Here is a 19444-nt window from a genome sequence, read left to right on the forward strand (position 1 = left end):
CTACGCTGAGGGAATGACCATCCCGACGGACCCGGAAACGGGCGAGTTCAAGCGGTCGCCGAACCGTTTCACCGCGCGGATCACCGCCGACGGAGGTGACGGCTGGCCGGTCGAGGCGGGGCGTTACCGGCTCGTCGTCAGCCGCGCGTGCCCGTGGGCCAGCCGCGCCCTGATCGTGCGGCGGCTGATGGGACTGGAGGAAGCGCTCTCCGTCGCGGTCGCCGACCCCATCCAGGACGATCGCAGCTGGCGGTTCACGCTCGATCCGGACGGCCGCGATCCGGTGCTGGGCATCGAATTCCTCGGCGAGGCATACCGTGCCGCCGTGCCGGACTACGACGGCGGCATCAGCGTGCCCGCGATCGTCGACATACCCAGCGGACGGCTCGTGACCAACGACTACCCGCGGATCACGCTCGACCTGGACACCGAGTGGGGCGCCCACTACCGGCACGGTGCGCCGGACCTGTACCCGGAGGAGCTGCGCGACGAGATCGACGAGATCAACCGGCACGTGCACCGCGACGTCAACGCGGCGGTGTACGAAGCGGGGTTCGCGACGAAGCAGCCGGCCTACGACGACGCCTACCGCCGCCTGTTCGCGCGGCTCGACTCGCTGTCGGACCGGCTGTCGGGGCAGCGTTATCTGGTCGGGGACACGATCACCGAAGCCGATGTCCGGCTGTTCACGACACTCGTCCGGTTCGACGCCGTGTACCACGGCCACTTCAAGTGCAACCGGAACAAGCTGACCGAGATGCCCGTGTTGTGGGCCTACGCCCGGGATCTGTTCAGCACGCCCGGTTTCGGGGACACCGTGGACTTCGACCACATCAAGCGGCACTACTACCAGGTGCACGAGCAGGTCAACCCGACCCGCATCGTGCCGAATGGTCCGGACCTGTCCGGCTGGGCGGAGCCGCACGGCCGCGAGGACCTGGGCGGACGTCCGTTCGGGGACGGTACGCCCCCGGGCCCGCCGCCGGAGAACGAGGTCGTGCCGCCGCAGTGGTGAGGCGGTGCCCTACGCTGGCCGCGTGACGAAGACCGGCGCCCAGCACCTCGCGGATGCGCTGCTCGAACTCGGGGCCGAGGTCGTGTTCGGTCTCCCGGGCGTGCACAATCTGCCGATCTGGGAGGCGCTCGCGGACAGTCCGCTGCGGCTGATCGGCGTCCGGCACGAGCAGACCGCCGGCTACGCCGCGGACGGGTTCGCCAGGGCGACCGGCAGGCTCGGTGTCGCGATCGTGACGACCGGCCCTGGCGCGGCGAACACGATCGCGGCGGTCGGCGAGGCGATGGCGTCGGGTTCGCCGGTGCTGGTGATCGCCACCGACATCCCGGCGAGCCTGCGGCGACCCGGCATGGTGCGCGGGGTGCTGCACGAGACCAGCGACCAGGCGGCGTTGTTCGCGCCGGTGACGAAGGCGGCGTTCACAGTCGAGAAGCCCGAGGACCTGGCGCCCACGGTGCTGCGCGCCGCGCGGCTGGCGCTGCGCCCGCAGAGCGGTCCCGTATATGTCGGTGTTCCGGCGGACTTCCTGCGGCACAACGGTTTCCGCGGCGCGGACCCGGAGTTGACGGAGCCGTTCCCGGCGTTGGCGTTGTCGGATCTCGACGCGGCCCGGCGCATGCTGGCGATGGCGTCGAAACCGTTGATCTGGGCCGGTGGTGGCGCGGTGCGTGCCGGGGCCGGGCAGGCGATCGGGCAGCTGGCGGAAAAGCTGGCGGCGCCGGTGGTCACGACCTTCGCCGCTCGTGGCCTGCTTCCGCCCGCGCACCCGTGTGCCGCGCCGAACCCGGTGCACGCGCCCGAGGTGGGGGTGCTGTGGGACGAGGCCGATGTGGTGCTGGGAATCGGTACCGATTTCGACGGGCTCATGACGCAGAACTGGCTGATGCCCAAGCCGCCGAAGCTCGTCGTGATCAACGTCGACCCGAAGGACGCGGCCAAGAACTACCCGCCCGACATCACGCTCGTCGGCGATGCACGGGATGTGGTGCCGCAGTTGCTGCAGGGGTTGCCGGCGCGGCCGGGGCTGGCGGAGCTGACCGAGCGGTTGCGGCGGATCTCGGATCAGGTGCGCCGCCGGGTTCGCGACGAGGAGCCGCAGGCCGCGGATTTTCTGCGCACGCTGGAGGAAACGCTACCGGAGCGCGCGATGCTCGTGGCGGACATGTGCATCGCCGGATACTGGGCAGGCGGTTTCCACCGGGTGCCCGCGCCGCACCGGTTCGCCTATCCGATGGGCTGGGGCACGCTCGGCTTCGGTTTCCCGGCGGCGATCGGCGCGGCGGCCGCCGGGGCGGGCAGGGTGGTGTGCATCAGCGGCGACGGTGGTTTCCTGTACGGATGCGGTGACCTGGCCACGTTGGCGCAGGAGTCGCTGCCGGTGACCGTGATCATCGTCGATGACGGCGGCTACGGCATGCTGCGTTTCGACCAGGACCGGGAGGGGCTGCCGCAGCGCGGGGTCAACCTGCACACACCGGATTTCGTGGGCCTGGCCCGCTCCTTCGGCGTCGACGCGGGCCGGGTGGACGGCTTCGGCCGCGCCTTCCGCCGGCTCCTGGGCGAGTTCGTCCGCAGCGACGAGCCCAATGTCCTTGTCGTGCGAGCCGCGCTGAAACCCCCGGTGAACACCTCGCCGCGCTGGTACCGCGCGCGCCGTTCGGGCCGCTGACCGGGCTGCTCAGTCCTCGCCGCGGTCGACCGAGGCGGGTACCGGGTTCTCCCGCAGTGCGACGGCGGTCGCGTAGAGGTTCTTCGCCATCAGGCCGGCGACCTGGTGTGCGTACTGGTGGCCGTGGTCGGTGTCGGTGTAGCTGGGTCCCGGCCCCGGGCCCATGTTCCAGTAGACCCATGCCTGGCCGGGGATGGTGAAGCCGATTTCGTTGAGGCCGCCGCTGATCTCGCTGATCACGTGGTGGGCGCCGTCCTCGTTGCCGGTGACCACGACGCCGGCGACGCGATTGTAGGCGACCGGGGTGCCGTCGTCTTTGGTCTCGGACAGCATGGCGTCCATGCGCTCTAGCATCCGCTGGGCGATCGACGAGGGGTGACCGACCCAGGTCGGCGTGGCCACGACGAGGATCTCGGAGTTGAGAACCTCCTCCCGGATCCGCGGCCAATCGTCTCCCTCGCCCATGTCGCTGCTGACGCCGGGTTTGATGTTGTGGTCGACCAGCCGGATGGTGCGAATCTCGGTACCGAGTTGACGCAGGCCGGCGGCGACGACCTCGGCCAGGGCGTCGGTGTTCGACTCCTCCGGTGAGGGCTTCAAGGTGCAGTTCAGGATGGTCGCGCGCATGGTGACGGACTTCCCGCACGAGCCGATCGCGAAACGGACGACTGAGTGGCGAATGCGTGGGTAGCCCCCCGTGCGACGAACCGACGAGGAAAGGAGCGCGACAATGTCGACGCCGAATCCGATTCAGATGCAGAAGTTCCTGTCCGGAGTGGACTACCCGTGCCAGCGGGACGAGCTGGTGGACCACGCGCAGAGCCAGGGCGCGCCGGACGACATCCTGGACCACCTGCGGCAGCTGCCGGACCGCGAGTACGACGGCCCGAACGCGGTGTCCGCCGAGTTCTCGAACACCTGACCGCGGAGGCAGGCGCGGCGTCGTGGCGACCACGGCGCCGCGAGCGCTGCCCGCCGCAGCGCAGGTGGAGGCAGGCGGACGGAGGTCCGCCCCAGCCACACGCCGGGAGGGGCGCCAAGGCGGTGCCGTGAGGGGCGAACGCGGTGCCGGGAGCGGCCAACACGGCGCCCGGAGGGGCCAACACGGCGGCGGGAGCGGCCAACACGGTGCCCGGAGGGGCCAACACGGCGGCGGGAGCGTGTTCCGGGCAGCGCCCGGCTGCGGCGGCGGGTGCTGCCGTGCGCGCGGGGGCTGGGGTGGCTCAGAAGGCTCCCAGGTGCTCCAGCAGTAGCGCGGTCAGGACCTCCGGCACCTCCTCCGGGACCCAGTGCGACACGTCCTCCAGCATCTGGAACGAGTACGCCCCGGTGACCCAGTTCTCGGTGTCCAAGGCGGCCGTGGAGCCCAGTGCGACGTCGTCGGTGCTCCACACGTAGAGCGTCGGCACCGAGACCTTGCCAATCTCGGCTCGGGGGCGGTTGGCCCGGTACCAGTTCAGGGCCGCGGTCAGGGCCCCGGGCTCGGACAGGCGCCTGAGGTATTCGTCGACCCGGCTGGGTGGGACCTTCCACTCGAACATGCGTCGCAGGGCTTCGGCGTTGTTGGCGAGCATGCGCTTTTCCGTGCCGCTCGAACGCCAGTCCCGCATGTACTGCGAGCGCATCTGCTGGTCCTCGTCCGTCCGCAACGCCGCGCTCAGTGCGCCGGGGTGCGGGGTGGACACCGCGGTGAGCGTACGCAGCCGTCCGGGGTGTTCGGATGCCGTCCACCACGCGGCGGCCCCTCCCCAGTCGTGGCCGACCAGGTCGAAGCGGGGCCACTCCAGTGCGTCGGCGATGGCGAGGACATCGCCGACGATCTCGTCCATGCCGTACTCCGCGGCCGTGTCCGGGCGCACGCCCGGGGAGTAGCCGCGCTGGTCCGGCGCCACCGCCCGGTACCCGCGGTCGCCCAGCACCGCGACCTGGTGTTCCCACGAGATGGCGGCCTCGGGGAACCCGTGCAGCAGCAGGACGGGCCTGCCGTCGGCGGGTCCGGCGGCGATCGCGTCGAACGAACCGGCCGCGGTCGGGATGCTCAGGTAGTCCATCACGCCCCGAACCCTACGGCCTCCCTCCGACAGTTATCCGGCCATCCCGTGCCGCGCCAGGAAGTGCTGCACCCGTTCGGGTGTCGCGAGGATGTCCCATTGCCGGTCGGGGTGGGCGAAGTTGTCGGTGAACGTGTCCGCGACCGCCTGGTTCGCCGACATCGCTCCGAGCATCCGCAGCAGGTGCGGCGCGGGCGGGGTGCGGACCATCAGGTTGGTCCAGTCCGCCGTCGCGTGCACGACGTTTTCCCTGCGCAGCGCCACCTTTCGGCAGAACCGCTCGTCGAACCCCCGGTCTTCGAGGATGGTCTGTCCCAGCTCCCACGCCGAGTACGACGCGCAGTTCGCGCCCTGCCCGACGACCGGGTCCACCACCACGTGCGCGTCACCGAGCGCGACCACGTACTTCCCGTTCGGCAGCCGCGTGTAGTCCTCGCGCACGGACGGCAACACCCCGCCCTGCAACAGGTCCAGCGGTCCGGTCAGCCGGAACCGGGCCGGGTCGATGCGCTCGAACGTCCGCGGGTGGTGCCGCCGCGTCTTCTCCAGTACCAGCTTCTCGAAACCGGCCGGATCGTCGTCGTAACGCGTCTCCGCGAGGATTTCCGTGTCGCCGCCCGGAATGTTCTCGAACAGCAGCGCCGTCACGTGCCCGGCGAAGGAGAAGAGCGGAATCTCCAGCAGTTCCCCGTTGCCGGGCGAAATGCTCATCGTGACACCGCGTGGTTCGGAGTGTGCGATGCCTTCGTAGAGCCCGGCGCACAGCTTGCGCTGCGGGCTGTCGTAGGGCGACTTGCCGGCCCGGCGCGGGAACATCGCGCTCAGGCTGCCTCGCCCGGACGCCACCACGACGAGGTCGTGCCGTTCCGACAACTCTGTCACGTCGGCCGGGTCGACCGGCCGGATCCGCAGGTTCCCGCCGCGCTCGACGAAGTCTTCGAGGAGCCGCGGCAGGTAGATGCGGTAGTCCAGTGCCCGTGACGGCGCGCTGAAGAAACCGGGGAACGACAACGGCTCCGGCAGGCCGAGGTAGTGGTGGTGTCCGAAGTAGAAGTACTCGTCGGCGTCCCAGTGGTCGACACCGAGCAGCCGCTCGCGGGCGACCGTCGTGTGGTGGTGCGCGACGCTGTTGGGCAGCCGCCCGCCGGAGAGCTGTTCGATCGTCCGGTCGCTGTAGATCGTGACGTCGACGTCGTGCTGCCGCAGCTGCAGGCCCAGGTGCAGGCCGGCCACCCCGGCCCCGACGATCCCGATTCCCGCCATGACAACTCCTCCAGGTCAGTGCAGTGCGCGATAGGAACCGGTGAAGAAGACCAGCGGTTCGGCGTCCGAATAGGACAGTTGGGTCACGCGGCCGAGGAACAGCAGGTGGTCCCCGGCCGGATACACCTCGACGACATCGCAGCCGATGTGGCTGAGCGCGCCGTCGAGGAACGCGAAGCCGTCGTGGTGGTGGAACTCCGGACGCAGCCCGTGCACCGGTTGCCCGGCGAAATGCCGCGAGTGATCCTGCTGGTCGTCGGCCAGGACGCTGACCGCGTACCGGCCGGTGTGGCGCAGCAGTCCGGCCATGCGCGAGCGGCGGCCGAGTGACACCAGGACCAGCGGCGGATCCAGGGACACCGACAGGAATCCGTTGGCGGTCATGCCGTGCACGTGCTCACCGTCGACCGTGGTGATCACGGTGACGCCGCTGGTGAACCGTCCCATGGTGCGGCGGAAGCGCGTGGGGTCGACGGCCGAGTGGTCACCGAGTGACGTCCCGGGCACGAAGCCTCCCACCAGCTCGAATACCGAGCGCCTAACGCTGTTCCAAGCTCGATATGCGAGCAGCTTACCGTGTTAGGGTGACCCGGGCAACGAAGGGGAGCGGGGTGGAGGCCAAGCCGGGGGTCCGTGCGCAGACGCTGGACCGGGCGCTCGACGTACTGGACGTCCTCGCCGACGGGCAACCGCGCACGAGCCACCAGATCGCCGACGCGGCCGGGCTGCACCGCTCGATCGTCTACCGGATCCTGCGCACGCTGGAAGACCGCCAGCTCGCCCGCCGCACCGCCGAGGGCCGCTACACGCTGGGGCTCGGCCTGCTCGTCCTGTCGCGCACGGTTCTCGGTGACGTGCAGGCGCGCCTGCACGAGGTGCTCGGTGAACTCGCCGACAGCGTGGGCGCGACGGCGTTCTTCGCGGTGCCACGAGGTGGTCAGGTCGTGGCGGTGGTGACCGTCGAACCCACCCGGGTCACCGTCGCCTACCGGCCGTGGACGCGGGCGCCGCTGGACCGCGGGGCGTGCGGGCTGGCGATCCAGTCCACGGGTCCCGCGCATCCGGACGAGCGTCCCGAGGTCGGCCTGGCTCGCCAGACCGGGTATGTGCGCACGGTCGGCGAGATCCACGCCGGGCTCACCGAGATCGCCGCGCCGGTCCGGCTCGCCCACGGCGCCGCAGGCAGCGTGGCCGTGGTGTTCGTGCCGGGTGACGTGGACGAGGAGAGGGCCGTGAACGCGGTGCGGCGCACCGCGATCCACCTCACCCAGCCGGAGTCCGAGGTCTGGGAGCTGTAGGGCTCAGGCCGCTTCTTCCTCGCCGACCAGTTCGTCCCAGTGCTGCTGCGCCGCCGGGCGCCACTCGACGTGCCTGCGGTGGAACAGTTCGGCCGCCTTGGCGCCGCTCCAGTTCGCGGGCAGCAGGCGGCCGGGCAGGCGCGGGTCGAGGAACGGGAAACGGCGCCACTCGTGCACCAAACGGGTCTGCGCGTGCAGCACCGCCTCACCCGATGCGGGCGCCAGCGCGGCGAACTCGTCGATGAACCCCTCGTACCGCTCGTCCAGCGCGGTCAGGTCCCAGGCGCGGGCGACCATCGCTTCCTCGTCGCCGATCTGCCCGTAGGACGCGACGAACGACATCGCCTCGGCGTCCAGGCCGAGGTCCCGCACGATCGAATCCGCCTCGCACTGGCGGCTCGGGTCCGGGCTGATCCACACGCCCGGCGTCGGCGAACCGAACCCGGCCCACGTCAGACGCGTGCGCAGGCTGTGCCGCAGGTCCCGTTTCGTCTCGGGCACGGACACCAGCAGCATCAGCCAGGTGCCGTCCCACGGCGTGGCCTCGCGGCCGAAACCGTAGATGCGCTCGGCGCCTTCGGTCAGCAGCCGCCTGCCCGGCGGGGTGAGCGACCACCGCACGCGGCGGCCCTGCCGCTCGGACACCAGCCAGCCCTCCGCGGCGGTGCGGGCGAGCGCCTGGCGGGCCGACTTCTCCTCGATGCCGAACGTGGCCAGCACGTCGACGAGGGTGGAGGTCCAGACCGGCCGCTCGCGGGGCAGGACGAACTCGCCGAGCACGGTCATCAGGACCGACCGCGCGCTCGTGTGGCTGACCTCGCGCCGCCTGCTCACGGTGGGGCCGGCAAGGGTGTCCGCGATCGCCGCTCACCTCCCGTGAAGCTGACCTGACGCCGTTGGCGTGCTCAGGTTAGCCCATTCGGAAGGGCTCGCCGATCTCGGTAGGTCAATGCAGGAAATACGACAGGTCCTGCACCAGATCCCATTCGGCGCGGTGCGCTGCGGGGGGTCCGGTCCACGGTTCGTGAATGATCCGCTCATCCCGGGCGCATTGCCCGCACAGCGGGTGGCCCTGGGCGTCGAAACACCATTCCTCGTCGGCGGGTGTCTGCTCGTGCGGAACCAGGCAGCCGTAGCAGCTTTCAGCGGGGCGGAAATCAACGTGAGTCGTCATGATCGCATCCCGTGGGTCGCAGTTGAACCATGGTAGGCACGGGTGAGAGCGCTCACGAAGACACGTCATCCGAATGTAGCAAACCGCTGTCTCGGCTGCTGAAACTCCGTTGAACCTTTTATTGACCGGCACGCTCGGCGGGTGCCGGAAACGCCTGGAAATTGACCGAGACCGCCTGTGTTCCGGCCCGTTCCGGGATGCGATCCTGATAATGCTTGATCAGTTTCCGCACTGACACGGCGAGATCATTCCGCTCCGCGGGTGTCAGGTGCAGCGTGGCGGAGAACGCTTCGCCACCGGAACCTTCGGCGTGGAGATCGAATTCCGCGGATTCCGTCTCCGATTCCCATCGCAGCCGCCATGGTTTGACCCGGCCGCGGCCCCGCGGCGCTTCCTCGATCAGGCCCAGCCGGGCGAGCTGACGCAGGTGGAAGGAGCACAGGCCGGAGCTGTGCCCGAGGCGCCGGCTGGCCTCGTTCGCGGTCACGGTGCCCAGGTCGGCGAGCAGGTCCAGGAGCGCGACCCGGATCGGGTGCTCGGGCAGGGGGTTCTCGGGTCGGTTCTCCACTTTGCAAAGTGTGCTACTTTGCAAAGTCGTTGACAAGGGTTGCGGAGGCGAGATGGCCGTTTACGTGCAGGGACGTCCGGTCGGGGACTGCCCGCGGGTGCTGCCGGAAGCCGAACGGGGTACGCCGCGGCGGATCACCGAGATCGGCGAGCCGATCCTCGCGCGCCCGTGCCGCACGGCGACCGAGTTCGGGACCGCGGAGCTGGCCGCCCTGATCGACGACATGTTCGCGACGCTGTACGTCGCCGAGGGCGCCGGTCTCGCCGCCAACCAGGTGGACGTCGACCTGCGGTTGTTCGTGTGGGACTGCTGGGACGAGTACGGCGACCGGCACATCGGCCACATCCTCAACCCGGTGCTCGACGAGGAGCCGGTGTCCTCCCGTCGCCTGCTCGAAGCGCCCGAAGGCTGCTTGTCGGTGCCCGGACCGTATGCGAAGCTGCCGCGGGCCGAGCACGCCGTGGTGCGCGGCGTCGATCAGGACGGCAACTCGCTGGTAGTCGAGGGGCGCGGGTACTTCGCGCGATGCCTGCAGCACGAGTCCGACCACCTCGACGGCGGCCTCTACGTCGACCGGCTGCCGCAGCGCAAACGCAAGTCGGTGATGCGGGAAATGCAGAAGTCACGCGACGAGGTGATGGCCCGTCGCGCGGAACTCACCCGATCTCGTTCACCAGAAGGTCGCTGAGGTCCGCGCCGGGACGCAGTTCGGCCGGTTCCGAGCCGCGCTGGAACAGCCGCGCGCCCGGTGCGTCGCCGCCCAGGGTGAGTTCCCGGTCCTCGCGGCGAAGCCAGGTGCCTTCGCGCATGCCGAGCACCGGGACGTCGTTCTCCTCGAGGAACTGTTCGATGCGTTCCTCACGCGTTTCGCCCATGTGGGTGGAGTTCGTGTCGGGGTCGGTGTAGTGCGGGTTGATCTGGAACGGCACGAACCCGGCCGCGTCGAACGCGGGCGGTTGCACGATGGGCATGTCGTTGGTGGTGCGGATGGTGGGGCAGGCGACGTTCGTGCCCGCGCTCGATCCGATGTAGACGGTGCCGTGCGCGACCCGGTCGCGGATCGGGGCCAGCAGTTCGCGGCGGTAGAGCTGGCGCAGCAGCCGGAACGTGTTGCCGCCTCCGGTGAACACGGCCTGGGCGGAGTTGAGGAGCTTGATGGGATCGTCCTGGTGTGCGCCGGCGACCTCGACGCCGAACGGGGCGAGGGCCTTGGCGACGGTCGAGGTGTAGCCGTCGTGGTCGGCGAGGGCGAACGGCACGAACACCAGACGCCGCACGTCGGCGAGCACTTCGGCCAGCGCGTCGGTGGCGTGCTCCAGGTAGCCGCGTCCGGGCGCGGTCGAGTTGGACAGCAGCAGCAGACGCATCGACGTTCCCTTTCCCGGCGCACGCTTTCCGCATGCCTATCACGGGCGGTGTGCGAAGTTCCGGCGGAAGTGAGCCCGACCACTTACGCCGGGCGACATGGCAGGTGACGTGCTTCCCGACGCGGACAGCCCGTTCGGGCGACGAGTCCGCGAACGACTCGACACTGAACGGGTGATCTGGTTGACCACGGTGGGCGCCGACGGCACCCCGCAACCGAACCCGGTGTGGTTCCTGTGGGCTGACGGCGGTTTCCTGATCTACAACCGCCCCGACGCGAAGCGTCTCGACCACGTCCTGGACCGGCCCCAGGCCGCGCTCCACTTCAACAGTGACGACGGTGGCGGGGACATCACCGTGTTCCGGGGCCTGGCCCGCCCCATCGACACCCAGCCCGCGGCCCACGAGAACCCCGCGTACCTGGCGAAGTACGGCGATGCGATGCAGCGGATCAGCGGCAGCGTGGAGAAGTTCGGTGAAACCTATTCGCGGGTGCTTCAGGTCCGGGTGAACGGGGTGCGCGGCTTCTAGTACCTCTTCAAGGAACGTTGACGTGGTAACCGTGTCGCGTGGACATCCGGGCGGGTGAGCGCGAGGCTTGCCAGTGGAGGTGAGTCATGGCACGTGCGCCGGAGGTGTTCGCGCGGTCGTTGGAGCCCGAAGAGGCCCAGCGGCTGGTCAAGATCACGAGGTCGACCCGGGATCGGGTGCGGCTGCGACGGTCCGGGATCGTGCTGGCCTCGACCCAAGGCCGGTCCGCGGGCGAGATCGCAGCGATGTTCGCCGCGAGCGAGGGGTATGTGCGGGAGGTGATCCACGCGTTCAACGACTCCGGGTTCGCGGCGTTGTCCCCAAAATGGAGGGGCGGCCGCCCAGCTAAGTTCGGGCCGGCCGCCCGGGATCAGATCTGCCGCATCGCCGCCTGCCAGCCCGCTGAGCTTGGGTTGCCGTTCACCACCTGGAGCCTGACCAAACTGGTCGAGTATTTAGCCGAGCACGCGTGGATCAGGGCGAGCACCGAGACCGTCCGGCAGATCCTGCGCAAGGAAGGCGTGTCCTGGCAGGCGACGAAGACCTGGAAAGCCAGCAAAGACCCGGACTTCGTGGCCAAGAAGACTCGCATCCTCGACCTGTATGACCGACCACCCACGGACGGACGGGTGATCTGCGTCGATGAGTTCGGGCCGCTGAACCTGCAGCCCCGTCCCGGTCGCGGCTGGTTCCCTCGCGGCCGACCGGCCCGCCTGCGCGCGACCTACACCCGCACCAAGGGCATCCGGCACATGTTCGCCGCACTCGACCTCGCCACCGGGCAGATGTTCTACCGGTTCCGTGACCGCAAACGCTGGCCCCAGTTCCTCGACTTCTGCAAACAGCTACGCCGACGCTTCCCGGCCGGGAAGCTCTACCTGGTCTGCGACAACTACGGACCACACGGCAAGGCCGAGGTCACCGCGTGGTGCGCGGCCAACGGGATCGAGCTGGTCTACACACCCACCAACGCCTCCTGGCTGAACTGGATCGAATGCGAGTTCACCGCGGTCCGCTACTTCACCCTCGACGGCAGCGACTACCCCAGCCACGCCGCCCAAGAGGCCGCCATCGCCGGCTACCTGCGCTGGCGCAACCGCCACTGCCACCCAAAGCGTCACTTCGCCGTCAACTCCAAGATCCGCCGACCGGATTACCTACCCAACGTTGCTTGATGCGGCACTAGCGCCCTGCCCTGCCCTGAATCGAGCTGGGTGGTCGTCCCGTCGCCTGACAACGGGATGACCGCACAGCGGACCATGCACCCGAGGTGAGCCGGACTGCTCTTCCGTCATCCCGGAGTCTGCCTGTCCGGCGAGGACGTTCTTGATCTTGAAGGCCGCGCTTTGCGCGGCGGGGTGACCGCTGGGCGCGTGGGCTACCGGTAGTCGGTCGGCTCGTGCGCGACCTCCCCCGCCCCTCCTCGCGGAGGGTTCCAGTCGCCGAGCAGACGCGTCAAGGCGGGAAAGAGTACCTTGACCCGCCTGATCGGCGACCGAAGCAGGCTGGGGATGAGGGGCGGGGGAGGTCCGGGCACGTCTTGGTTCGGCTTCCGTTGCCGGGTGGCGGTTTCCGGGGGGCGCCGGGCTTGCGTTGCCGGGTGGTGTGTCCCGGAAGGGCAAACACGCCAGCGGGAACGGCCAACACGCTGACCGGAAGGGCCAACACGGCGGCGGGAGCGGCCAACACGCGCGTGTTGGCCGCTCCGGGCCGCGTGTTGGCCGCTCCGGGTGGCGTGTTGGCTGCTGCGGGCGGCGTGTTGGCTGCTGCGGGGGCGGTGGTTGTGCTCACCCGTGCCGGTCGTCCAGTAGCTCTGCCGGGTGCACTCCCAGTGCCTCGGCCATCCGGAACAGGGTGTCGAGCGTGATGTTGCGCGTCGGGCGTGGTGCTCCTTGCGCCAGCCGCGATCGTTCCAGTTCGGCGACCACCGAGCGCGATACTCCGGCTCGTTCGGCGAGGTCGGACTGGCTCAGGTCGCGGTCCCGGCGCAGTTTGCGGATTCGCGTCGCCAGTGCGCGCAAGCGCGTGTCCAGTGTGTCCTCGGCAGTCACGGTCGGGCAGCCTACCAACGATCGAGTTTGCCCTACTTTTTGTCTTTTCTATGGTACCGTGGAGGAGTGAGCAGAGAACTCGTCACCCACGGTCCGGCCTACCTCTACCGCCTCGTCGCGGACGATCTCGAGCGGCGCATCGAGAGTGGGGAACTGGAGGTCAACAAGCCGCTTCCCGCGGAACAGGCGCTCGCCCGCGAGTACGGCATCTCGCTGGGCACGAGCCGTCACGCGACCAGGATTCTGCGCGAGCGGGGGCTGGTGTGCACGATCCCGTCGAAGGGCACGTTCGTGACGGAGCGTCCGCGCCGGAACCGGGTGTACTGCCTCGACGCGCTCCGGCACGTGAGCTGAGAAGCGCTCACACCACTTGGGCGCGCACCGTCCGCAACAACCGTACGTCGACGTGGGACGGCTCGGCCGCCAGCCAGTCGCCGATCACCTGCACGAACTGGTCCGGCGTCATCGGCGGGGCGGGGGCATCGAAATCCTCGTCGGTGGTGATTTCGCCCGTGCGGCTGGGATACACGATCAGAGCGCCCCGCACCTCGGCACCCGGCAGGAGGGCGCGGAAGGCGTCCAGGGCCTCCGGCAACTGCGTCGCGCCGCCCAGGAAACGACGATCGTCGCGCCACAGATCGCCGTCCTCGTCAGCCGCGTAGTGGCCGGGCAGCCACGTCTTCGACTCGATCAACACCAGACGCCGACCCGCCAGCACAGCGTGATCGATGTCGGCGAACACCGAACCCGGCCACGCGAGCCCGTGAAAAATCCGGGCACCCGGAAGGCGAGTCAGATACCGCTCCAGCAACTCCGCGGTCAGCCGCTCACCCCACTGGTCCGGCTCACCGCCCGGCGCCCCGAACACCACCGTGCCACCGAACTCGTCATCCAGCGCGCGCTCCGCACGCCCCAACTCCCGATGCCGCCGCACCAGCCAGATCGCCACCGCCGAAGCCACCAGCAACCACACCGCCACCGCGAGCGTCCCCGCCATGATCGGCAACACGACCAGCAACAACCACACCAACAACAACACCGCGGGCGCGTGCCCCGGCGCGGCACCCGGCCGTGCTCGTCCGCGCGCCGCGTCCCACCAGTCCAGCGCATCGGGATCGAGCACAGGCAACTCGGCCGTGAAACCCGGGTCCTCACCCAGCTTCCGGCCCGGCCGCCGCGCCCGCGCCGGACTCGCCGTCGCCGCCGCCCGCGCCAGCGCCCGGTCATAAGCCGCGCGCTGCAAGGGATCGATCAGAACCTCGTACGCCTGCCGCAACGCCTGGAACTCGTCCGGCGAACCACCGGCATCCGGGTGCGCGAGCCGCGCCTTCTGGCGGTACGCCGACTTGATCTCCGTCGTCGAGGCACGCCGGTCCACACCGAGCAGGTCGTAGTAGCCCTCGCCGCGCACGCGGTCACTTTATGTGGTCTCCGATTTCCCGCCACATCTGGCTAGAGTCACCCAGTGGTCCTCGACATCGCGGGCAGACTGGGCATCCGCACCGGCCGCCTCGTCGCGCCCACCGGGATCGCGGCCACCATCGCCGGTGCCGCGCTCTTCGTCCTCCCACCCCACAGCACCCTCGCCGCCATCGCACTCGGACTGGCCGGCATCGCGGCCTTCGCACTCGGCACCGCCCGGCAGGCCCACGGCCGCTGGTGGGCACTCGCCGCCGGAGCGATCAGCGCCGCCCTGCTGTTCGCGGCCCTCACCGTCGCCGGCCGCGGCATCGCGCTGCACGCATTCGGCACCGCCGAAACCTGCACGGTCACCGACCGCACCATGAACGAAACCGGAGTGCGCTACCACCACTACGGCTTCGTGCACACCCTCACCTGCGAAACCGGCACCCGCACCCTCCGCACCGACCCCGGTGACCGCGCCGCCACCGGGTCCACCGTGACGCTCCTGACCGACCGTGGCGGCCTCCTCGAACCCGACTTCGCCGCCCGCCACCCGCTGCTGCTGGAAGTGCCCGCCGTGCTCGCAGGCATCGCCCTGACCACGGCGACCATCGTGCTCGCCCGCCGATCGGTCAGGTCAGCGAACTAGGGTCGGCCGGCACGTCGACCGCATGCCGTCGCAACGCCTCCAGCGGAACGATGTCCAGCGCCCGCTCATGCGTCGACGCCAGCACCACCGGCGCCGCCGCCCCCGACTCGTACGCCTGCCGCCACCGCGCGGCGACCACGCACCACCGGTCACCCGGCTGCAGACCGGGGAAGCCGTACTCGGGGCGGGGCGTGGACAGGTCGTTGCCGACCCCGCGCTGGAACTCCAGGAACTCCTTGGTCACCACGGTGCACACGGTGTGGCTGCCGAGGTCGTCGTCACCCGTCGTGCAGCACCCGTCCCGGTAGTAGCCGGTCATCGGATCGGTGCCGCAGGGCTCGAGGTCCCCGCCCAGAACATTGCGATCGGTCGTCATGGCAGTCCGTGCTGTCGCTTCCCGTCGGCCTGGGTCAGAGCGTACTCGACGTCACCGTGTTGGCGCCCGGAACAGTCCTACGCCGGAGCGCCGCCAGGGGAGGTTACCGAGACCCTTCCGTCGTCGCTGTTCCTGCGGCCGAGGTCGGCCGTCGGGACGCGGTGGTTGTCCCGGCCGGTCAGCACCGCGATCACGTTCACCAGGCACAGTCCCGCGGTGAAGATCGCGACGCCGGCCCAGTTCGCGGACTTGTCACCGGCGATCGCGGCCGCGATCGCCGGCGTGAAACCGGCGATCGCGAACCCGATCTGCGTGCCGATGGCCATGCCGGACAACCGCACCCGCGCCGGGAACATCTCGCCGTAGAAGGCGGGCCACACCGCGTTCGTCGCGCTGTAGACGATGCCGAACATCAGGATGCCCGTCGCGAACACGAGTACGTAGTTGCCGGACGCGATCGCGCCGAGATAGGCGAAGATCAGCACCGCGCAGCCGAGCGAGCCGCCGATGAACACCGGCTTGCGCCCGATCCGGTCGGCGAGCATCGCCCACAGTGGAATGGCGCCGAGCGCGACGACGTTGGCCAGCACACCGACCCACAACATGGGGGTGCGGGCGAGCCCGGCCGAGTTGACCGCGTAGGACAGCGCGTAGACGGTGAAGATCGTGCTCACCGCGGCGATCACGGCCGCGAAGACGACCCGCAGCACATCGGCCCAGTGGTCCCGGAACAGCACCGCGACCGGCAGCTTCGCCTGCTCCTTTCCGGCGACCTCGCGCTCGAACACCGGCGTCTCGTCCAGCTTGCGCCGGATGACGAACGCGGCGACCACCACCACCGCGCTGGCCCAGAACGGCATCCGCCAGCCCCAGCTCCGCAACGCCTCCGTCGGCATGGCCGCGACGGGCAGGAAGACCGCGGTCGCCAGGATCTGCCCGGCCTGCGTGCCCGACAGGGTCCAGCTCGTGTAGTACGAGCGCCGGTCCTCCGGTGCGTGTTCGAGCGACATCGAGTTGGCCCCGGCCTGCTCACCCGCGGCCGACAGACCCTGCAGCAGCCGCAGGACCACGAGCAGCACCGGCGCGAGCACGCCGACCTGCCCGTAGGTCGGCAGGCAGCCGACCAGGAAGGTCGAGGCACCCATCAGCAGCACGGTGAAGACCAGGACCTTCTTGCGGCCGAACCGGTCGCCGACGTGGCCGAGGATGAACGCGCCGACCGGACGGGCGACGTAGCCGACGCCGAACGTGGCCAGCGCCAGTAGCGTTCCGGCCGTGGGGTCCGAGCTGGGGAAGAAGACCTTGCCGAAGACCAGTGCGGCGGCGGTGCCGTAGATGAAGAAGTCGTAGTACTCCAGCGCGCTGCCTACCCAGGCCGCCACCGCGGCTTTGCGGGGCTTTCCGTGCTCGACCACGTCGATACTCCTGTCGCGTCGGTGCTCCGTTGCGGGCGCGATTAATGTACCGTTTGGTTACGTACCAGATGGTGAGTTAGCGTGAGTGGCCTGTCAACCCGCGGAAGGGACGAAACGCTCAGTGCGCGGTCAGGTACTCGACCAGCAGGTCGCCGAGCATCTTCCGGTAGTGCTCGCGCCGGCCGGGGTCGAGCATGTCGCGCTCGAAGATGGCGTTGAACGTGTACCGGTTGGCGGTGCGGAACACGCAGAACGCGCTGATCATCATGTGCACGTCCAGCGCGTCGACGTCGTCGCGGAAAGTGCCGTCGGCACGCCCGCGCCGCAGGATGCGGGTCAGCACGTCCAGCGCGGGGTTGGCGAGTTTCGACAGCACCTCGGACCGGCCGATGTGCTCGGCGTTGTGGATGTTCTCGATGCTGACCAGCCGGATGAAGTCGGGGTGCGACTCGTGGTGGTCGAAGGTCAGCTCGGCCAGCTGCCGCACCGCCTCGACCGGGTCGAGGTGGTCGACGTCGAGCTCCTGCTCCCTGGCCCGGATGCCGGAGTAGGCGCGCTCCAGTACCGCGATGTAGAGCCCTTCCTTGCTGCCGAAGTAGTAGTAGAGCATCCGCTTGGTGGTGCGGGTCTTCGCGGCGATCTCGTTGACCCGTGCCCCGGCGTAGCCCTGGTCGGCGAACTCGCGGCTGGCCACGTCGAGGATCTCGGCGCGGGTGCGCTCGGCGTCGCGGCGGCGTTCGGCGCTCTCGGTCGGCATAGGCGCACCGTAGGACTCACCGTTCGGTTCAACCAACACCGGCCCGTGCGAGAGGAGCCCCGGCGATGAGGCGAGGGATCGCGACCGTGTGCCTGTCCGGCACGATCGAGGACAAGCTGACCGCGGCGGCCGCCGCCGGGTTCGACGGCGTCGAGATCTTCGAGAACGACCTGATCGTCTCCACGCTCTCCCCGGGCGAGGTTCGCCGCCGCTGTGACGACCTCGGCCTGTCGGTGGACCTGTACCAGCCGTTCCGGGACTTCGAGGCGGTGCCGCCGCCGGTGTTCGAGGCGAACCTGCGCCGTGCCGAACGCAAGTTCGACGTGATGGAGCAGCTCGGCACCGGCACGATGCTGGTGTGCTCGTCGGTGTCCCCGGACGCCGTGGACGACGACGACCTCGCGGCCGAACAAGTGCATGCGCTCGGTGTACGGGCTGCTCGGCGCGGGATGCGCATCGCGTACGAGGCGCTGGCGTGGGGCCGGTTCGTCGACACCTACGACCATTCGTGGCGCATCGTGCGGCGGGCGGACCACCCGGCGCTGGGCCTGTGCCTGGACAGCTTCCACGTCCTGTCGCGCGGGAGTGACCTGTCGCTGATCCGGACGATCCCCGGCGAGAAGATCTTCTTCCTGCAGCTGGCGGACGCGCCCCGGCTGCACATGGACGTGCTGCAGTGGAGCAGGCACCACCGGCTGTTCCCCGGGCAGGGCGCCTTCGACCTGACCGCGTTCGTCGGGCACGTGCTGGCCACCGGGTACGACGGGCCGCTGTCGCTGGAGGTGTTCAACGACGTGTTCCGGCAGTCCGATCCGGGCCGGGCCGCGGTGGACGCGATGCGCTCCGTGCTCGGGCTGGAGGAGTCGCTGGGCGAACCGGCGATCGCGGCGCCGGAGCTGACCGGGCACGCCTTCACCGAGCTGACCGTCGATCCGGTCACGGGCCCGCAGCTGGTGCGGGCGCTGACCGCGATGGGCTTCGCGCGCACCGGGCAGCACCGGTCGAAGCCGGTGCAGCTGTGGACCCAGGGTGCGGCGCGGGTGCTGCTGAACGAGACCGGTGGTCCGGCGGAGATCGGCGCGCTGGCGGTGGAGAGCGCGGATCCGGCGCGCTCGGCGTCGCGGGCGGAGTACTTCCACGCGCCCGTGTTGCCGCGTGAACACCGTGCGGACGAGGCGGACCTCTCCGCCGTCACGGCCCCGGACGGCACGGCGGTGTTCTTCTGCCGCGACGGGTGGCAGGCCGACTTCGAGCCGACCGGAGCGACCGCCGCGGGCGCGGGGCTTTTGGCGACCGACCACGTGTCGCTGAGCCAGCCGTTCGACAACTTCGACGAGGCCGCGTTGTTCTACCGGACCGTGCTCGGGCTGGACCCGGAGATGCCGACGGAGTTCGCCGCGCCGTTCGGCCTGATCCGCAGCCGCGCGGTGACCAACCCGTCGAACACGGTCCGGGTCGCGCTGAACGTGGCGCTGCTGCGGCGCGGCGACTGGGCGCCGGGCGTGCCCGACCCGCAGCACATCGCCTTCACCAGCGACGACCTGATGGCCAGTGCCAAGGCGATGCGCGCCGCCGGTGCGCCGCTGCTGGAGATTCCCGCCAACTACTACGACGATCTGGACGCCGGGCTGGCCCCGACGCCCGGCCTGCTCGCGGCCCTGCGCGAGTACTCCGTGCTCTACGACCGCGACGAGCACGGCGAATACCTGCACTTCTACACGGAGGTGCTGGGTTCGCGGGTGTTCTTCGAGGTGGTCCAGCGGATCGACGGCTACCGCGGCTACGGCGCGGCCAACGCCCCCGTGCGCATGGCGGCGCACCGGAGGCAGCGGCTGTCGCGCCAGGCGGACTGAACCGC

23 protein-coding genes are annotated in these 19444 nt (G+C 69.8%); 10 read left to right on the plus strand and 13 right to left on the minus strand.

Going from position 1 to position 19444, the window contains the following annotated elements:
- The first annotated feature begins 13 nt into the window (after positions 1-13).
- Together HNR02_RS15180 and HNR02_RS15185 are read left to right on the plus strand one after the other, a co-directional pair.
- Positions 14-1015, plus strand: coding sequence for a glutathione S-transferase family protein (locus tag HNR02_RS15180; protein ID WP_179773824.1), 1002 nt, complete (start codon positions 14-16; stop codon positions 1013-1015).
- A gap of 22 nt (positions 1016-1037) precedes the next feature.
- The gene (locus HNR02_RS15185; protein WP_179773825.1) at positions 1038-2684 is read left to right on the plus strand and encodes a thiamine pyrophosphate-binding protein; all 1647 of its coding nucleotides are present in this window, start codon (positions 1038-1040) and stop codon (positions 2682-2684) included.
- A gap of 9 nt (positions 2685-2693) precedes the next feature.
- Here HNR02_RS15185 and HNR02_RS15190 read toward each other — a convergent pair whose 3' ends face one another.
- Positions 2694-3311, minus strand: coding sequence for a flavodoxin family protein (locus HNR02_RS15190; protein ID WP_179773826.1), 618 nt, complete (start codon positions 3309-3311; stop codon positions 2694-2696).
- A 103-nt stretch (positions 3312-3414) separates the two neighbouring features.
- Between HNR02_RS15190 and HNR02_RS15195 the strand changes: the two genes are divergently transcribed.
- Positions 3415-3606, plus strand: a complete 192-nt coding sequence (locus HNR02_RS15195) for a DUF2795 domain-containing protein (RefSeq protein WP_179773827.1) — start codon at positions 3415-3417, stop codon at positions 3604-3606.
- A gap of 301 nt (positions 3607-3907) precedes the next feature.
- Here HNR02_RS15195 and HNR02_RS15200 read toward each other — a convergent pair whose 3' ends face one another.
- Genes HNR02_RS15200 through HNR02_RS15210 form a run of 3 tightly spaced genes read right to left on the minus strand, consistent with a single transcriptional unit; the run spans position 3908 to position 6505 of the window.
- Positions 3908-4738, minus strand: a complete 831-nt coding sequence (locus HNR02_RS15200) for an alpha/beta fold hydrolase (protein ID WP_179773828.1) — start codon at positions 4736-4738, stop codon at positions 3908-3910.
- A 30-nt stretch (positions 4739-4768) separates the two neighbouring features.
- Positions 4769-5998: a styrene monooxygenase subunit StyA gene (styA, locus tag HNR02_RS15205; RefSeq protein ID WP_179773829.1), complete on the minus strand. Its 1230-nt coding sequence runs from the start codon at positions 5996-5998 to the stop codon at positions 4769-4771.
- A gap of 15 nt (positions 5999-6013) precedes the next feature.
- Positions 6014-6505, minus strand: coding sequence for a flavin reductase family protein (locus tag HNR02_RS15210; RefSeq protein WP_312861020.1), 492 nt, complete (start codon positions 6503-6505; stop codon positions 6014-6016).
- A 77-nt stretch (positions 6506-6582) separates the two neighbouring features.
- Between HNR02_RS15210 and HNR02_RS15215 the strand changes: the two genes are divergently transcribed.
- Positions 6583-7296 carry an IclR family transcriptional regulator gene (locus tag HNR02_RS15215; protein WP_312861021.1) on the plus strand — a complete coding sequence of 238 codons (714 nt, stop codon included), beginning with the start codon at positions 6583-6585 and terminating at the stop codon, positions 7294-7296.
- 3 nt (positions 7297-7299) lie between these two features.
- On the opposite strand, the gene HNR02_RS15220 is transcribed toward HNR02_RS15215, so the two are convergent.
- From HNR02_RS15220 to HNR02_RS15230, 3 genes are all read right to left on the minus strand, one after another.
- Complete coding sequence (locus HNR02_RS15220; protein WP_312861022.1) at positions 7300-8130, minus strand: PaaX family transcriptional regulator; 831 nt, start codon at positions 8128-8130, stop codon at positions 7300-7302.
- A gap of 112 nt (positions 8131-8242) precedes the next feature.
- Complete coding sequence (locus tag HNR02_RS15225) at positions 8243-8470, minus strand: hypothetical protein (RefSeq protein WP_179773830.1); 228 nt, start codon at positions 8468-8470, stop codon at positions 8243-8245.
- 118 nt (positions 8471-8588) lie between these two features.
- The gene (locus HNR02_RS15230) at positions 8589-9038 is read right to left on the minus strand and encodes a winged helix-turn-helix domain-containing protein (protein ID WP_312861146.1); all 450 of its coding nucleotides are present in this window, start codon (positions 9036-9038) and stop codon (positions 8589-8591) included.
- 52 nt (positions 9039-9090) lie between these two features.
- On the opposite strand from HNR02_RS15230, the gene def reads away from it, so the two are divergent.
- A complete protein-coding gene (gene def / locus HNR02_RS15235; RefSeq protein WP_179773831.1) occupies positions 9091-9726 on the plus strand; it encodes a peptide deformylase in 636 nt (211 codons plus the stop codon).
- Here def and pepE read toward each other — a convergent pair.
- Positions 9695-10405: a dipeptidase PepE gene (pepE, locus tag HNR02_RS15240; RefSeq protein ID WP_179773832.1), complete on the minus strand. Its 711-nt coding sequence runs from the start codon at positions 10403-10405 to the stop codon at positions 9695-9697. The two genes, def and pepE, sit on opposite strands and share 32 nt — an antisense overlap.
- A gap of 97 nt (positions 10406-10502) precedes the next feature.
- Here pepE and HNR02_RS15245 point away from each other — a divergent pair, with 97 nt between their 5' ends.
- Positions 10503-10934 (plus strand): TIGR03667 family PPOX class F420-dependent oxidoreductase, encoded by a 432-nt coding sequence (locus tag HNR02_RS15245; RefSeq protein ID WP_179773833.1) that lies wholly within the window; start codon positions 10503-10505, stop codon positions 10932-10934.
- An 86-nt stretch (positions 10935-11020) separates the two neighbouring features.
- On the plus strand, positions 11021-12109 hold the full coding sequence (locus tag HNR02_RS15250) for an IS630 family transposase (RefSeq protein ID WP_179773438.1): 1089 nt from the start codon (positions 11021-11023) through the stop codon (positions 12107-12109).
- Positions 12110-12721: 612 nt separating this feature from the next.
- On the opposite strand, the gene HNR02_RS15255 is transcribed toward HNR02_RS15250, so the two are convergent.
- Positions 12722-12985 (minus strand): helix-turn-helix domain-containing protein, encoded by a 264-nt coding sequence (locus tag HNR02_RS15255; RefSeq protein WP_179773834.1) that lies wholly within the window; start codon positions 12983-12985, stop codon positions 12722-12724.
- 66 nt (positions 12986-13051) lie between these two features.
- On the opposite strand from HNR02_RS15255, the gene HNR02_RS15260 reads away from it, so the two are divergent.
- Positions 13052-13339, plus strand: coding sequence for a GntR family transcriptional regulator (locus tag HNR02_RS15260; RefSeq protein ID WP_179773835.1), 288 nt, complete (start codon positions 13052-13054; stop codon positions 13337-13339).
- Positions 13340-13346: 7 nt separating this feature from the next.
- Here the strand turns inward: HNR02_RS15260 and HNR02_RS15265 are convergent, their stop codons facing one another.
- The gene (locus HNR02_RS15265) at positions 13347-14396 is read right to left on the minus strand and encodes a J domain-containing protein (protein ID WP_179773836.1); all 1050 of its coding nucleotides are present in this window, start codon (positions 14394-14396) and stop codon (positions 13347-13349) included.
- A gap of 54 nt (positions 14397-14450) precedes the next feature.
- Here HNR02_RS15265 and HNR02_RS15270 point away from each other — a divergent pair, with 54 nt between their 5' ends.
- Entirely contained in the window at positions 14451-15038 is a 588-nt protein-coding gene (locus HNR02_RS15270) for a hypothetical protein (RefSeq protein ID WP_179773837.1), read from the plus strand.
- Here the strand turns inward: HNR02_RS15270 and HNR02_RS15275 are convergent.
- The 3 genes from HNR02_RS15275 to HNR02_RS15285 all read right to left on the minus strand — a co-directional run bounded on the left by HNR02_RS15275 (position 15022) and on the right by HNR02_RS15285 (position 17586).
- Positions 15022-15414: a DUF2237 family protein gene (locus tag HNR02_RS15275; RefSeq protein WP_179773838.1), complete on the minus strand. Its 393-nt coding sequence runs from the start codon at positions 15412-15414 to the stop codon at positions 15022-15024. The two genes, HNR02_RS15270 and HNR02_RS15275, sit on opposite strands and share 17 nt — an antisense overlap.
- A gap of 77 nt (positions 15415-15491) precedes the next feature.
- Entirely contained in the window at positions 15492-16829 is a 1338-nt protein-coding gene (locus HNR02_RS15280) for an MFS transporter (protein WP_312861023.1), read from the minus strand.
- 118 nt (positions 16830-16947) lie between these two features.
- Positions 16948-17586, minus strand: coding sequence for a TetR/AcrR family transcriptional regulator (locus tag HNR02_RS15285; protein ID WP_179773839.1), 639 nt, complete (start codon positions 17584-17586; stop codon positions 16948-16950).
- A 65-nt stretch (positions 17587-17651) separates the two neighbouring features.
- Here HNR02_RS15285 and HNR02_RS15290 point away from each other — a divergent pair, with 65 nt between their 5' ends.
- On the plus strand, positions 17652-19439 hold the full coding sequence (locus HNR02_RS15290; RefSeq protein WP_179773840.1) for a bifunctional sugar phosphate isomerase/epimerase/4-hydroxyphenylpyruvate dioxygenase family protein: 1788 nt from the start codon (positions 17652-17654) through the stop codon (positions 19437-19439).
- Positions 19440-19444: the final 5 nt, after the last annotated feature.

This window comes from Amycolatopsis endophytica (assembly GCF_013410405.1).
Lineage (GTDB): Bacteria > Actinomycetota > Actinomycetes > Mycobacteriales > Pseudonocardiaceae > Amycolatopsis_E > Amycolatopsis_E endophytica.